Source organism: Brucella sp. TWI432, from assembly GCF_039674445.1.
In the GTDB taxonomy this organism is placed as follows: Bacteria; Pseudomonadota; Alphaproteobacteria; order Rhizobiales; family Rhizobiaceae; genus Brucella; species Brucella chromiisoli.
Window position 1 is genome coordinate 266096 of the sequence record NZ_JBDJNL010000003.1, and the last position, 14965, is coordinate 281060.

A 14965-nucleotide genomic window follows, 5' to 3' on the forward strand; every position below is an offset into this window, starting at 1 on the left:
GCCTTCAACCCACCTTGAAAATCATTTTGGCATCGAGCAGATCGACAGTGCCAATGCGGGTTTCGGTCAGGACGTAGATGCGTTCGCCATTGACCACACCAAGCGCATGACCAATCGGGCCTTCAACTTCTAACGCCGCTATATCGCCAATGCGGGCTTCGCTTGGATGCGCCTGCGGCAAGATAGAAGCGACCATTTCGCCCAAAGAGGAAAAGCCAGCATCACGGATGATACGGGCAGCGCCGAGTGCATCATGATAAGTGCCGCGATATTCCGCGCACATATCTTCGCCAGTCAGTGCTTCGACCAGCCGACCGGCCAGCGAAGGACCGCAATCATGAACGCCCCATTCAAAAGGCGTGGCATGGATTTCATCAATCGCCCGCTCAAAATGTTCCCGCCAGTCATGACGACGCTGAAGTGTCTTCATTTGAAAACCTTTGAAACAAGATTGCTGAGGCGTTGAGCGGCCTTTTCACCCCAAGGAATTTTCCAGCTGGAAACGGTTGAGGCCCATTTGCTCCATTGATCGCCACCACGAATTTTCTGGCCTTCATAGGAAGACTTGCGCGGATTGGTGCGGGTGAGCATGGCGAAGACTTCCGATACGACTTTAACCTTGATCGAGCCGGTACCGCCTTTGCGTGGGACTTTGATAGGCGCGCCGTCGATCATGCCCAGAAAGCTGATCAGGCCGGGGCCGATCTGGTCTCCAGTATCTGGATTGATCAGAATGTCGTGGATTTCGACACCGCCAAGCCGCGCATCATATTCACGCACCAGCTTGTTTGCGGCGTCTGCAATCTGCGACAGATCAATGGTGACATTCTGCACGGTGAGGTCCGAAACGCGCGGGATATCGCTGACCTTGCTAATGACATCGGCATAATAGGGCCGCGAAATGAGCGAGCCGTTTGAACCGCTGTAAACCGTGAGGTTCAAATCCTCGTCACCTGTCCAGCAACCGATTTCGCGGATATTGCCGGTGCCACGTTCTTTCACGCGGAACCACACAGCCTGACGCGTAACCAGACCAGACACAGGCGCATCGTTCAACTGATCGACAAAGGCGCTTGTTGCCGCTCTCATGCCCGCACCCTTGTTTTCTGGATGAGTTTAACCGACGCGCCATCAGTGATGGTGTTGCGCGCAGTACCGGGATTGTGGCTGGTTGGAGCAACGATGACCGGGCAAGCGGGACGGATAACGACAACGGGATCGGTCGCACTGACCAGCATTGGCAGACGCGGGAAGATCGGCGCATCAAGGTTTCCGGCCGCTGTAGCCGAAACAGTTGCAGTGACTTCAACAAAGGTGTGTTGCTGCCCGCCGCTGTAGGTGACTTGGAGCTTGTCACCGACCGTTAGAATATAGCCGGGTTTAAAGCCTCTCATGCGAGCGGTCACACGATCCGCGCCAATTTCCCGAATGCTGACAACCGAAGAACCAAAGATGATACCGCGCGGATCGGCATAAGGATAAAGACTTGTAGGATCGCACATCAAGAAAGCTTGACGTGAGCCGTCTAACGCCCTGATGCGTGCCGCCGCTTGCTTCAGCTCCTGATGCCTGCCAGCGCCGAACGTCAATTCAGCAACCCATTTTGGCTTTGTTAGTTCTGCCTGCCAGAAATCACCGTTGCCCAATTCGTCGGTTTCGTCGCCGCGTTCAATGGTGAACGTGCATGTTCTGATGGGCAAATGATCGTACACAGCCGAGAGAGGGAGAATACTCATCAGCGCCACCTCGGCTGTTCATTGATTTGCTGAAGGCGGTCTGGCAGGTTGTTATCGTATTCCTCTAACGCCTCCATCATGCCGTCATAGGCTTTTTGCTTCACATCCTCGCCGCTCGATCCGCGCAAATCCTGATGCACGGTAAGAGATGGCCGCATTGCCATCGCTGATGATTGACCGGCTGAAGGACTGTTGAAGCGGGCAATGGGTGAAGGTGCGACATCAGCTACAGCACCGCCGTTCGAATAGCCGCGACGGCCAAGGCGCATGCCTTCAACCACATGAACGCCGCCCGCGCGGGCGACGTCACGCTGGGACCATACCACCTCACCAGCGTGGACAATGCCTTTAGGTTCATCAACCGCGCCCGGTCCGGTGTAGCCACCGGAAGACCAAAGGCCGGGAATGCCGGACGCGATTGCATTTGCAAGCTGCTGGCTCTGAAAGCCACTTGCACCGGGAAACAACGATCCCATGTTGAAGCTGAAGCCGCCGCCGCCCAAAGACATGCTGGAAAGCTGTTGGCCGAAACTGTTAAAGCCTGAACCAAGCTGATTGAGGCCTGCGCCAGCAGTTCCCACATTCGAAGCCAAGCCATTGAGGGTGTTACTGGTGCTTCCAGCCGTTGCGGTGACCTGACCAAGCGCGGTGTTAAACTTGTTGACGTAATCGGTACCAGTGGTGCCAAGCATATCGGCAACGCCACCGCCACGCCCCACCGAACCGGGACCGCCAAACCATGCTTGCGCTGCACCACTTGCACCAAACTTATCAACGTAGCCGCCGAATATCTTATTGAAGACGGCATCCTGTGCAGATGAGGATTTCAGGTAATCCTGTGGCGACATCGAAAAGCCGAGAGCGCTTTTCGTCCATGATGGAATGTTCGCGCCCATGACCTGATAAGCGCCATAAGCGCGGTCGCCATTGGCGGTGATGGGACCAAGCGCACTATAGCCGCCGCTGCCTGCACTCTCGATAAGTTTGATGGCAGACGCATACTGCGACATGCCGAGGCCAGCGCCGGGAACGTTAGAGTTTGCGGCTCCAAACATTCGTGAGACGTTGCTTAAAAGCCCATCCGCACCGCCGAGACCAACGCCGCCGACATTAACCACAGCTGCCTGTACGTTCATCGCGCCAACGGATTGCCCACCAAGAATCCCAGACAGAAGGCCGCTGCCAGATTTGGGCGACAGGAGATCATCCAGTGTGCCGAGGTTTGAGCCAAACAGGGCATTTTTGAGCGGATTCTTGACTGCGAGATCAGTGAACGTTCGCGTGATCTCAAGACCGATGCTTTTCAGCGCATCTTTATAATCGCCACTGCCCAGCGCGTCGAAGATGCCGTCAATCGCATTCTCGCCCGCGGATTGATACTGTGACCATGCATCGGTCTGGCGTTCGAGTGTGATGCGGGCTTCCGTCAGCGCCTGCGCATTCTGACGGTACTGTTTGCCAAGCTCACTCTCTACCGCAATGCCTGCGCGTTTCAAATCCTGCTCGGCCTGCAGCACTGAAAGTGCACGGCGGCGAACCAACTCGCCCGAACTGACGAGCGAAAGTTCCAGTTGCAGCTGCTTGGCTGTGTCCTTCTGGCCGTCGATCATTTCAACGGCATTTGCGCGCCGCTGTTCTTCAGCCAGCTCCTTATAGCCAGCTGTCATCTGACCAATAATAGACAGGAGCTTTTGCTTTTCCTCGCCTTCAGCGCGAGCAGCTGCAGCAATAAGTGGACGAAGTGCGCTTTCTGCCTGCAGGTAAGTTTGTGCGTCAGCTGAACTAATTGTGCCTGCGATGATTGCATCGGTCACACTTTTGCGAGCATCAACCTCGGCGCGCATGTCGATGATGTCAGCGGACGACTGTGCAAGCGCCTCGGCCATCACTTGATTGCGAACTTGTTCGACACGCGTTTGCGCCTCTGCAGCGCTGATGTTCATTGCTTGCAATTCGATACGTTCGCGCTCCGCAGCCAGCTGGGCGCGGGTAAGAGGGTTGCGAGCGGTCAGAAGCTGGATGTCGATTTGAGCCAACTGGATTTGGCGTGCTTCCTGTGAATTGATGCGAGCGAGAGCTTCATCCCGCTGTCGCAGTGCGTCGTCTCGCTCTTCTCGGTTTGATGCATTGCCACGCGCCGTAGCGTAGCTTTCCTGAACCTGTCGTCGGTCTGATTTCTGTAAGCTTGCAATACTCAGGAGGCTAGAATTGCCGTCCATGTAAGCGCCACTGCGTCGACGCTCTTCGCTCTCGACAAACCTTGCGCGGGCTTCCTTAAGTCTTTCTAATTGAACAGCCGCCTGCAGAGCTGCTGGCCCAAGCTCTAGCAGCTCCTTAGCAGTTTCTTTGATGGATTTATTATTCGGCTCCAGATACCAGCGCTCTTCCACCAGTCGGCGAAAGCCCAATATGTCCGGCTTCCCATTTTTGGCGGTCCGCTGAAGGTGCAGAATGGCTTTTTCAAACTCCTTATAGGGGCTGTTGACCATCCATTCCGCGTCATCCCCTACGAAGTTGAAAGCGTCCTGCCACATAGAGCCAGAGGATACTCGGCCTAACTGACCCAGAATTGAATCGGTATCAGTACGGATGCGCTTTTCCAGTTCAGTACGGGAGCCGACCGCAAGAAACCTAGTTCCGGCGTTCAGCCGTTGATAATATTCATCAGCGCCTGTTCCAGCGTACTGGTAGGCATCGCGAAGCGCTTTAATTTGGCTTTCGTGCTCTTCGAGAGATTTGCTTAAGCTTTTGGCATTGCCGGTCCAAGTCATCGCGTACTGAATGGCGGCAGCGGTTAGACCCGTCACCGCTACCGTTGCAAATGAAACCGGAGAGAGAAGCTGAGTGAAAGCTCCGACCAATGTCGAGCCAGCCTGCTTCAGGTTCATGCCAGCCATACCGCCAGCAATCTGCGTACCCTGTTGCATGGCAATCATAGCCGGGTTCATACCCATGGCGGCAGTGACACCAATATCCTGAAGCTGAAACATGGTGTTGGTGGCTGCGAAATTCTGACCATTTGCAGACTTCAAAGCCGAAGCGCGACCCTTGATGACGTCGATGGATGCGAGAGCTGCCTGACGTTCCCGGCCTAATGCTGCTGTCATTTCGTTCACAGACAGCGCGCCCATCGCGTTCGCTGTGCGAATTTCCGCTTTGGCATCCCGGTAATTCTGGATGACCGCAAACATCGGATTGTACTTGGCGCGAAGCTGATCAAGCGCCATGCCCTCGTCAGCGAGTGCACCCATCCATGCGCGCTGGTTGGAATTAGCCGCACCTGAATGCAGGCCAGTCGCGGTGGCGATCAGGCGTTGCATCTTGGTTTCAGTGACGATTGCAGCCTCACCAATGGAAGCGATTTCATTTTTGGTCTCGGCCGCAGCCGGTTTCACTGAGGACGCATCGGCCGAAATCACAATACCGAGTTTATAGGCGGTGTTTCCGGCCATTAGTCGTCTCGCTCATTGAGGATGGTTAGGGCCTCGGCCTCCATCAATCGGATGTCGGCAAAGACGTGCTTGGGTGCTTCAAGGTCATCAAGCACAAGACGGATGGCGGGATAGTCGAGACCTTGCCAGAACAACCCCGCCATAGTCGCTGCAACCCGCCACTGTGTCTGGCATTCGAGAAAGGCATCGAAACTGGCGTGATTAACCGGCATGATCTCGACACCTTGCTTTTCGACTTCCGTCGCCGTGACGGAAAAACCCATCTTGGCGAAATCAGAAGCAACCGCGTCATCTATGGTGGCAACTTCTGTGCGGTCAGCGCGGCCTGCACGGATTAAAGCCCACGCACGGGCCGCGCTTTTTAGTTTCCCAGCCGTGCCTTGTCTTCGGAGAGCGCATCGATGTAAGCGCGGACAAAGGCATTGCGGATATGCCGGTAGCCATAAAGCAGCCTGAAATTCGCTTCGCTGAAGCTGATTGGCTTGCCGTCCGCATCAAGGATATTGTCCCATCCGCGAAGAGTGCGCAGAAGCAGATTGAGATCATGCTCATCGAGTTCAGACTGAATGGTTTCGATCTCTTCGTCTGAAAGCTCAGGCGTGATCTTGCCGACGATTGCCTGACGTGCCTTTGCCGAGGCCTTGCCATCATCAGGTGGGAGCATTTCGAACTTGGCCTTAAACTCATGTTCGATGAATTTACCGGCTTCGTCCGGATGCGGTTCGATGACCTTAACCGGCCACCAGAAAGTTATGTTGGTTGAGAATTTGAACACGGGTTAAAACCTCTTCAAAATGCGATTAAAGACGTTCAGAAAGCCGGATTAGCGGACGATGATCTTCAACTCGTCCATGCCGTCGACCGGACAGAACGAGAGTGGCAGGCTGTAATTGATGATGTTGTTTGTCTGGCTCTGACTTGGTTTGCCGATTTCAACGGCAGGGGCCACGATCTCGACAGTGTTGCCCGCCTTCGTGCCGTGAATGAGCGAAAGGGCGCCACGCGTTCGGTCGAGTGCCTTCTGAAACCAGTTTACAGTTGCGAGCGTCGTCGCTTTTACAACAGCAGTACCAGTGGATGAGCGGGCAGAAATCATAATGAGTTCTTCGCCGATCAGCATGCGTGGTGTCAGCGTGTTGCCAAGATCAATCGAGATCGATTCCGCGACCGCATTCCAACCATGAAGCGACATCGTTGTATTCGCCTTGGAAACAGTAACTGGCGTCATCCAGTCAGCCATTGAAACGGCAGGCATGACAGCGACATCGGTAATATTTCCAAGCAATCCCATGGCCGTTACGCGGAAACGCGGGATCGCAGATGGTGTGAACGATGGCGCGATATTGACCTGACAACCAAGAAGGACGTGCTGCACCTTATCCGAAATGAAATAAAGCGAGCCTGATTCAACGGCATCTTCAATGATAGTGTATGTCACATCAGTGTCAGCCGTGACCGTTTCGGCCATACCGGCAGCGCGCAGGATAGAGCCGTAAGCCGGGACATCACCAGCTGCACCGGCACCTGCTACCTCGACCTCAAATTCAAGCCGCGCATAAATGCCAGCCAGGACAACACCCTGATTGCCCATATATGGCAAAAGAAGATCGCGACTGACTTCCTCACCTTCAATCGGCGTAAAGGTCACATTTGTGCCGACAATAGCGTTGGCGGCAACAGGAGCGGCATCGGTGCCGTAAGTTGCCTCCAGCTTGAAGAGCATTGCAAGCTTGTTCCATCTGCGCGCCATATTACTTGCCTTTCTTTGTCGAGGCGGGCGTGTCCGCTTCGTTTTGGATTTCGCTCTTTTCCGCTTCAGGCTGTGCTGTGGGCGGAATAGTTTCATCGGCACGGCTCAGCGCACCTGTTTTGGAATCGCGGACATAACGTCCGCCACGAACTGGATTGCTCATCAGGATTTCCCTTCCAAAAAGCGCGACGTTTCCCACGTCTGCACATAGACTGTGACGCCATTGCCAATTGGCGCTGCTTGAGCGGAAACCAGAGAAAGCGGGTCTTCGCCTGATGGCGGCTCCCAACCGGCCAAGGCTGTTTCGATCGACTCTTTCACTTCATCAAACAAAACTGCTTTTTTGCCGCCGCTTGCATCGTCATGTCGGCGCATGACAAAGGCGACGAGCAGCTGCACCACAACGACCTGAAGGTGTCCGCCAGTCATCCGCTCATTTTCCTGCGCACGCTCGCGGTAAGGCAGAACGAATGCTGTGCCAGATCGCGGAGCAGTTCCTTTTGTGATCCCTTCAATGTCTTCAGCCGGACGCACATCGATGAGGGCGGGTGCATGAGACTTAAGGCGGTCGATGATCTCCTGAAGCATCAGAGCCACCCTTTTAGTTTGTCGGCTGAAAAGACCGGACCCGGACCTACAATGCTGACATCACTGCCTGAAGATGGCTGCGGCGCAGGTTCATCCGGACCAACCGGGAGTTTGAGCCGATTGGCTGCAACATCCTTCAACGCGGAAATTGCTTCCTTCCAATCACGCACCACATGCTCAGGCGCGCCATCGCGATGAAGAAAGTACCGAGCGATCGAGATTGCCCATGTGCGGACAAGGTCAGGAACTGAAGTGAACGGCAGCTTGTATTGCACACTGACATAGCCATTGACGGTGTTGTCAGCATGAACCAAGGCCGCGTCGATCACGTCCGGATCAACTGTGCCATCCAAATCGCGGTCTGCGATCTGGAGGATTTCATCTTCACCAGCACGTTCCAGCAAATCTCCCAGCGAGGCGTAGGACATGATCAGTCCAAATCCTCGCCGTGTTCCCACTCGACAACGCGCTGCTTTTTGCGCAGCTCGCGATGCTCGGCTTCGGTCAGGATGATGCGTTTGCCGCTTTCATAACGAACGTTGTTATGGCGTACCGGACCGAACACGAGAATGAACTCGCGCTTTTCCGGAGCCGTTTCGACACCAAGCACCTTCGACAGGATTGACTGCGCTGTCGCTTCAGAAATCCCGCCTTCAGAATTGGTTCCCGAACCCGCTGCTTCCGGTTCGGGGATGGAAGTGCCCTGATCTCCATCAGTCGTTTTGACTTCTGTTAGCTCGGCACTTTCCTGCGGTTTCACCAGTTCGACTGAAGTCGTTCCGGCAACAGCGCCGCTGCTCGCTGTGGTATCGGTGGAAATGGAGGCGACAGGCGCGGCCACACCTGTCGCCCCTGCATCAGCTGACAGGGGAGGACTGCCAGTCCGTGCGTCGGTGCTGCCGTTAGCAGCAATATTAGCTGTATTAAAGAGTGCTGGATCACCAACTGGCTCGGCGTCCGGAACCTTTGGCGTGTTCGTATTGGTTTTGGGTTGCTTGGCCATTTTCAATCTCCTCGGATTTTACAGAAGCCGCCCGATCGGCAGTTTCTGGAAAACCCGCCCGGATGACGCCGGGACGGGAAATTCTGGACGCCGATCGGCGTCAGGCAAAAACACGCCGATGCAGCAAACTGCGACCGTCAGTAAGGAAGCTGAGGCGATAAACTGGCTTGAGCTGTTCGATGACGCGGAAGGCGATCAGTGCGATCGCAGACATGAGATTGAACACCGAATGAGCCACGTTCGTTTTCAGCAGATACATGAGCGGAACAGCAACGATGCTGACGGCGTACGAAATGCAGATTGCGGCAATAGAGATCACGAAGAGAAAAGAGCGTCGAAACATCAATTCTTCCTTTGGTGGTTGCGGGAAAGCTCACCCGGTGAATGACCGGGTGAAGCATTTTAGAAAGAGGGGTCAGGCAGCGTCTTCGAAGAGGAAGCCAAGCTCCGGTGCGGAAATCACTTCCTTCACACTCTCACCTGAACGAACACGTTCCGATCCGCGCAGGCCGGTTTTTGGCTCAGTGATCGAACCGGAAACGCGAGTGCCAAACTGCGCTGTCCAGCCGAAGGTGGGTGTGGCCGAGACGCTGTCAGCAAGCGGCGCTTTGTGGAAGAGAACGCAATGGTTGCCCCAAGCGCGATGACGCTGAACCGGCTGACCGGGTTTGGCGACATTGATCCAGCTTTCGCCAATGATGATGTCATCAAGTTCGAGAAGATCAGCAACGGCTCGCTTGTTGGCGTAGCCATCAGAGGCACCCGATGGTGTCAACGCACGGAGAACACTAGGATTAGTGCGCAATGCCGTCCATGAGCCGCGTCCCATCGCTGCATTGTTGGGGCGCATGATCATGCTGTCAGCAGCTTCGGCAACCGCGACAATCGGCTTGCTGTCGGGGTTCGACCACTTGGAAGTACCCGTCAAAGCTTCCTTGTTCGCCTCAGGATAGGTAGCCGGGTCCATGACCTTGCTTGCTACGCGAACTTCACGATCGAGAAGAACGAGGTCAATCAGCTTCTGAGCTGCAAAGGCACGCGGATCGTATCCAGCCGGAGCGTTCGCAATGTCCGACAGCGGGATCACGTCATCAAGACCGTAGTCTTCCGTTCGCGATTCAACTTCGTCAGCGTTAAACTCGACCGTGTTCGGTTCCGACTTGCGGCCGACTTTGGTGTCGTGGAGTGTGATGAACTGACTGAAATCGAACGTCCAATATTTGAACTGCTCACGTGGAAGCAGCGGATTAAGGCGAGGCAACACCAGATCAGCGATCAGTGCGGTGTTGCTGTAAGCCTGAACGATACCGACTAGAACCGGATCGACTGGAAATGGCTGGCCTGACATTAAAGGCTCCTGAAAAGAGGTTTGAAGCTGGATTTATGCGGCGGTGAGATTGCCGCGCTGGATGAAGGCACGGACGAAGTCACCCGACGCTGCGGCCGTCATGACGAATCCAGCCGTAACGGCACTCGCGCCTGATGCCGGAGCCGCTGCGACCGCCGCGCCAGCCGCACCTGCGGTGAAGTCCGCACCCGGTACGATCGCGCCACCGGCCACAACTTCAGCAGGGCCAAAGAGCACGACATCGATGCGCTCACCGGCCTTGGCACCAGACGGAAAGTCCACGACGCCTGCAATCTTGTCGGTTGCAGCGGTAGCGAGTGCGACTTCGCCATCATTGGCGGTGAATTTGACGAGGCGGCGGTGGCCGATGTCGCCAGCTGCCACGAAGGTTTTGATATGCGGGTTCATGCTCGCTCCTTAGCGCTGAGTGGCTTTCAGGCGCATTGCGGCTGCGGCGGGAGAGATTTTCTCGCCTTTCTCAGCTGCAGTGCGGATTTCGGTTTCAATTGCCGTCTGCACATAAGCAGAATCGGAGAAGTCCGGACCGTCGCCGGTCGCCAGTTCCCCGGTTGTGACTGGCACTGGCAGCTTTTCCAGAAGATCGCGGAATGCTGAACGTGGCGACTTCGTCACCTGCTGATCGCCTTCGCTAAAGGTCAGCGTTTCGCCGTCTTCCAATTCCGAGAAAAGTGCGGTGGCAGCTTCCTGAAGGCCAACCGGCAAACGACCGGCTTCCACGACAGAAGCAACGAAAGCAGTATCGGCTTCGACACGCTGTTTGCGCTGATCTTCGGAGAACGTGGTTTCACGCTGAGCGATGGCAGCTTCGCGGGCGTCAAGCTCCGCCTGCCGCTGTTCGGCGGTTTTCATGGTTTCTTCCTTGGTTTGGTTTTCGGAAAACGTGGTGCGAGCGGCTTCCTCGACGCGGGCATCCGAGCGAATGTCGGCTGCAGATTGGGCAAGCTGATCAAGGTCCCATTGCGGGACAATCTTGTCGGCTGTCTCAATGTCCTTGGTCTCAATGATAAAATCGCGGATTGCGCGGAAGATGCGGCCGACATTGTCAAGCGCCCAAGACGTGCGCCACTCCGAGAAGTCGAGCTCGATATCAAGATCGCCTTCTGCAAACTCGATTGGTTTCAGACCCTTGATGGCTGGAGGTTCGGCACCGAGAAAGCCGACATGGCGCAAATGATACTTGCCGGGTGTCGGATTTGATTTCTCGTCGGGATGATAAAGGCCAGCTGAAACCTTCTTAAAGCTGCCTTCACGGACCATTTCGGAGAATTCCGTGTTGAGCTGCTCAGGCTCAGCAACAATGCGACCGTCGCGAACGGACATAGACTTAATCCAGCCATAGGCAGGTCCGTCCTGCTTTGGATGGCCGACAACGATCGGCGCATGGTGTAGCGCCGGATCATAGCTCGCAGCGATATCGGCAAGATCGCTCTCAGCGAAGGTAATGGTCTTACCCTTGGCTGTCGTATGGGTGCCGATGCGGAAGATTTCAAAAGGTTTCATGCCGCCATCTAAGGGCGGACGGCTCAGGCGGTCATGAGCGTAAAGTTACCACTCCAAATGCCGCTTTCGGCCTATGACTGGATAGCGCGGCAGATCGATGGGGGCAATATAAAGAGGGATGAAATTTGAAGGCTGTTTGAAGGCCGTGGGCGCGCATCCATACCCATTTACGTCCATCCGGCCAGAAAACGCAATGAGCGCGTTCTGTGACCCTTAAAATCAGTTTGCTGGTTCCCCTCCGACAGCGTCTTCAAAGTGGTCGCGAACGATTGCTTCGATCTCCATCTTGTCGGCCTCACTGATGCCGAGGAACTGACGCTTGGGTATTTTAACAGACTGCACCATGAATGTCTGCCCGCCCATCGAAAAGACAAGGGCGCTCGCATTCTTGGGCCTTATCGTAGCACCTTCATTATGGACGCGGGCGTAGATGACGTTGGTGCCGATTTCCACACTGTCAGAGGCGACCTGATAAACGATCTCGGAAAGCGAACGTGTTTCGCCACGAAGCTTGCCGGGACCTTTCTTGGTCTTGGCATAGAACGTGTTGAGGTCTTTCCATGGATTGCCTTCTGGGTCCTTTTCATCAATGAAGCGGCGCTTAGTGACGCGGGTTTCATATTCACCGATATTTTTAAGGGCTGGAGCAAGATTACCAGCTGCATCATAAAGCCGCTCAAGTGCTCCAGTGACGCTGTCGTCATCTACGATAATGCTGGTGCCTGCCATTCTGCTCTCCGTTGTCTATGTCGGTATGGCGTGATAATGTTCAGGTGTTGTCTGATCGAGGCTTTTCCGGGGCCCTCCGTAGATCAGTCAACCGGGGACGCGCTGGCAAACCGCGTCCCCCTTATTGTTTCCGATAGAGCAGCGCACCTGATCGGAATTTCTCGATATAGGCGTCATCGCTGTCAAAGCCTGTGATTGCCACCCATCCCGATTTTGTCCACTCGAAACGCACAAACAGGCTGCGGCCGTCATCAAGAACAATTCGCTTGAGATAGGCCCGGCGCAAAACAATACCCGATTTGACTTCGGCCCAATCCACCCAAATTTCATCCGGTGACTGGATCGCGTCGGCAAGAAAAATGGCGTACTGGCCGCGCCCGCGCTTTCCGCTTTTAAGACCTATGACCGTGCCGTCTGGCTGGCGCTGTTCAAACATCGAACGGCCAATCGTGATGACCCCGCCGGAAACATCGCGGTAATAGGCTGGCTCGTCGGCCTGAAGGCCAAAGCGGCCCATGAATGCCGAAACATAGTTTTCAGGTTCAAGGTCCGGCGCAAGTAAGTCCTCCGCTGCGGCTTTCGCAGGCGCTGGAAGAGACGGTAATTGTTTCGACTCGACTGGTGTTCCGAATGGTTTCAACGGTTGCTGTAGCTCAACTGGCACCATACCGTGCTGCCACTCTTGGCCGACATTATATTCCCAGCCGCGATCAATGCCGGGGATACGCATTTCTGCTTGGCCGGTGCGCGGATCGGTATCCTCATAAGGTGTGAGGTCCGGAGCCTGATCCGGACCTGACTTTCCGAGCGCTTTCAGGTCGCGCTCGGAAAGTGCTTCTACATCACAGAAACAGCCCCAGCCGTTGGGCGGAAACATATAACGCCAAGCCGGATCATCGGCGCGAAGGATGCGACCGTTCCACGACAAATGCAGTTTGCGTGGATGAAGCGAACCGGAATGCACATATTGCAAATATGGCCTGTAACGCATGACATCCGGATCGGTCAGCTGTTTCCAGCGCCCGGCCATATATGAAGTGCGCATATTGGTTGTGAAGATGATTTTCGAACGCCAAGCTGCTCGCTCTTCCTCGGTTTTACCGTGCGAGAAATACTGCCATCCGTAGCGCTTGACGATCTCGTCAAAGTCCTTGCGAAACTCGTTGTAGCCGGTTCCTTCCGATCGGGCTTTCTCGATTGCCGTCCGGAAGTCTGACAACATGTCGTCACGCGTCACGCCTGCAACGGAAAACCCGCGAACATGCGCGGCATGGCGAAGATCGTCAGACCGCCGCGTTGGCAGATTGACCTTGCCAGCGAGATAATTGATTGCCTCTTCAAACCGGACCTGATCAGCCATTCGTGCTATCAACGCCTTCCAGCATGGCAAGAAGGGAACCTTGCTCCATGGCGGTGGCGAGATCTTCGACACCCATCTCAGCAGACAATCTGGCAAGGCGTAAAATCAGATCGTCATAACCCTGCGCCTCGGTGAATTCGGCGCGGATAGCTTCGATCATCCTGTCGATAGCTGGTTGCGCAGCACTTTCAAGCTGGCTTGAAAGCTCCTTCACAGTGGTTTCACCGCGCTTTGAAACGCTGTTCGGATTCTCTGCAAATTCCAGATTATCCATGATCGACGGCTTTTTATCCGGATCAATGGGAGCTGGCGCGACCGGCTGCTTTTTAATCCACTCAGCGCCGTAAGTGTCGCTGATGTAATCCGGATCAGCTGGCTCATAGCCCATCTGGTGAAGCTTCTGGTCACGCTCGACCTTTTTGTCCAGGTCTTCGGTTTCCGAAAAATCGCGCCATACTTCTGGCAGGCCAGCGCCGGGATAATTCAGCTCAATGATCCAGCGAACGAGCGTGTCGCGGATGGTCTCGCAAACCAGATCAGAAGCTGCCTTTGCGATCGCAATACGGATTTCATTATGGATTTCGCCCAGCGATCGAGCGCCACGCTCGCCGGAGTTCGTCGTCAGCGTTTCGCCAAGAACAGCTTCGCTCATCAGCTCGTCCAAATAGCGAGCAAGCTTCTCAAAAAAGTCACCACCGCCTGCGTTAGCTGATTCCAGCAAGTCAGCTGTGACGGTGTTGGGAATGACAAGACCTGTATCGTTTGCCATCTGGCGCAGAACCATCGTCATCTGCGCTTGGCGTTTTTCGTCGTAACTACCTTCATACTGAAGTACAGTCGTCGGAGTTGCGTGCTTTTCCGTGCCGCGCAGCCAATGGGCCAGAACCTGACGTTTGAACCATGCAGGCCAGAACAGAACAGAGCCAATGCCAACGCCATAAGGATCGTCGTCGTCATCGTCGATCGTGTGGCGATGCACGATGAACTTACGTTCTGGCACGGCTTCACCATCCATGGCGTTTGATCGGGTGAGAACGCGCAGCGCACCATCCACAGTGAAACGGAAGCGGCGCTGTTTCTTGACCTTAACTGCACTGGCTTCCCAACCCAGAGCTGTCGAAGACCACAAGATTTCTGCGACTGAGAAACCCTTCAACACAGCACCTAGCAAGCCCTTTGTCAGGCGATCAAAGTTTATGGCCTTCAGCTGGCGCTCGACTTCCGCCGCAGCTTTCTTGTCAAGGCGGCTTTCTGATGCCGCTGTTATCTTCCATTCACGCGAAACCACTTCAAGCTTCAGCTTCTGCAGGATGGCGAAGGCATGCGGATCGCGGCGGATTTCATCATAGATTTTGATGGCAGATGCACCGCCTCGGCTGACAAGAACTTCATCAGTCGGCTGAAGAATGCCGGTAAAGTTGGGAACATAAGGATCAGACGCCGTGGTCGCGATCTCTGGAATAACGGGGACTGCCATT

The 14965-nt window shown here is 55.0% G+C and carries 18 protein-coding genes; all 18 read right to left on the reverse strand.

Translation table 11 applies throughout. The features are described 5' to 3' along the window. Positions 1–4 precede the first annotated feature (4 nt). The 18 genes from ABE527_RS08515 to ABE527_RS08600 all read right to left on the reverse strand — a co-directional run bounded on the left by ABE527_RS08515 (position 5) and on the right by ABE527_RS08600 (position 14964). Positions 5–430, reverse strand: a complete 426-nt coding sequence (locus ABE527_RS08515) for a DUF6950 family protein (protein WP_499696633.1) — start codon at positions 428–430, stop codon at positions 5–7. Next, on the reverse strand, positions 427–1089 hold the full coding sequence (locus ABE527_RS08520) for a hypothetical protein (protein WP_499696634.1): 663 nt from the start codon (positions 1087–1089) through the stop codon (positions 427–429). Before ABE527_RS08520 ends, ABE527_RS08515 begins: the two co-directional genes overlap by 4 nt. Beyond that, positions 1086–1736 carry a hypothetical protein gene (locus tag ABE527_RS08525; RefSeq protein WP_499696635.1) on the reverse strand — a complete coding sequence of 217 codons (651 nt, stop codon included), beginning with the start codon at positions 1734–1736 and terminating at the stop codon, positions 1086–1088. The genes ABE527_RS08520 and ABE527_RS08525 overlap by 4 nt, the downstream gene beginning before the upstream one ends. Next, positions 1736–5188 carry a phage tail length tape measure family protein gene (locus ABE527_RS08530; protein ID WP_499696636.1) on the reverse strand — a complete coding sequence of 1151 codons (3453 nt, stop codon included), beginning with the start codon at positions 5186–5188 and terminating at the stop codon, positions 1736–1738. The genes ABE527_RS08525 and ABE527_RS08530 overlap by 1 nt, the downstream gene beginning before the upstream one ends. Next, positions 5188–5451: a DUF1799 domain-containing protein gene (locus ABE527_RS08535; protein ID WP_499696637.1), complete on the reverse strand. Its 264-nt coding sequence runs from the start codon at positions 5449–5451 to the stop codon at positions 5188–5190. Before ABE527_RS08535 ends, ABE527_RS08530 begins: the two co-directional genes overlap by 1 nt. Before the next feature lie 98 nt (positions 5452–5549). Further along, a complete protein-coding gene (locus ABE527_RS08540) occupies positions 5550–5963 on the reverse strand; it encodes a hypothetical protein (RefSeq protein WP_499696638.1) in 414 nt (137 codons plus the stop codon). A gap of 48 nt (positions 5964–6011) precedes the next feature. Next, the gene (locus ABE527_RS08545; RefSeq protein ID WP_499696639.1) at positions 6012–6938 is read right to left on the reverse strand and encodes a phage tail tube protein; all 927 of its coding nucleotides are present in this window, start codon (positions 6936–6938) and stop codon (positions 6012–6014) included. Between the two features lies 1 nt (position 6939). Continuing rightward, complete coding sequence (locus tag ABE527_RS08550) at positions 6940–7101, reverse strand: hypothetical protein (protein WP_499696640.1); 162 nt, start codon at positions 7099–7101, stop codon at positions 6940–6942. Continuing rightward, entirely contained in the window at positions 7101–7526 is a 426-nt protein-coding gene (locus ABE527_RS08555; protein ID WP_499696641.1) for a phage tail terminator protein, read from the reverse strand. Before ABE527_RS08555 ends, ABE527_RS08550 begins: the two co-directional genes overlap by 1 nt. Continuing rightward, positions 7526–7954 carry a gp436 family protein gene (locus ABE527_RS08560; protein WP_499696642.1) on the reverse strand — a complete coding sequence of 143 codons (429 nt, stop codon included), beginning with the start codon at positions 7952–7954 and terminating at the stop codon, positions 7526–7528. Before ABE527_RS08560 ends, ABE527_RS08555 begins: the two co-directional genes overlap by 1 nt. A gap of 2 nt (positions 7955–7956) precedes the next feature. Further along, complete coding sequence (locus tag ABE527_RS08565) at positions 7957–8529, reverse strand: hypothetical protein (protein ID WP_499696643.1); 573 nt, start codon at positions 8527–8529, stop codon at positions 7957–7959. Between the two features lie 100 nt (positions 8530–8629). Then, on the reverse strand, positions 8630–8872 hold the full coding sequence (locus ABE527_RS08570) for a hypothetical protein (RefSeq protein WP_499696644.1): 243 nt from the start codon (positions 8870–8872) through the stop codon (positions 8630–8632). Positions 8873–8944: 72 nt separating this feature from the next. Further along, the gene (locus ABE527_RS08575; protein ID WP_499696645.1) at positions 8945–9877 is read right to left on the reverse strand and encodes a major capsid protein; all 933 of its coding nucleotides are present in this window, start codon (positions 9875–9877) and stop codon (positions 8945–8947) included. A gap of 33 nt (positions 9878–9910) precedes the next feature. Beyond that, complete coding sequence (locus ABE527_RS08580; protein ID WP_499696646.1) at positions 9911–10285, reverse strand: hypothetical protein; 375 nt, start codon at positions 10283–10285, stop codon at positions 9911–9913. Between the two features lie 9 nt (positions 10286–10294). Then, positions 10295–11398, reverse strand: a complete 1104-nt coding sequence (locus ABE527_RS08585) for a peptidase (RefSeq protein ID WP_499696647.1) — start codon at positions 11396–11398, stop codon at positions 10295–10297. 219 nt (positions 11399–11617) lie between these two features. Then, a complete protein-coding gene (locus tag ABE527_RS08590; protein ID WP_499696648.1) occupies positions 11618–12127 on the reverse strand; it encodes a phage virion morphogenesis protein in 510 nt (169 codons plus the stop codon). Positions 12128–12248: 121 nt separating this feature from the next. Then, entirely contained in the window at positions 12249–13487 is a 1239-nt protein-coding gene (locus tag ABE527_RS08595) for a PBECR2 nuclease fold domain-containing protein (protein WP_499696649.1), read from the reverse strand. Next, positions 13480–14964, reverse strand: a complete 1485-nt coding sequence (locus ABE527_RS08600) for a DUF935 domain-containing protein (protein ID WP_499696650.1) — start codon at positions 14962–14964, stop codon at positions 13480–13482. Before ABE527_RS08600 ends, ABE527_RS08595 begins: the two co-directional genes overlap by 8 nt. Position 14965 lies beyond the last annotated feature (1 nt).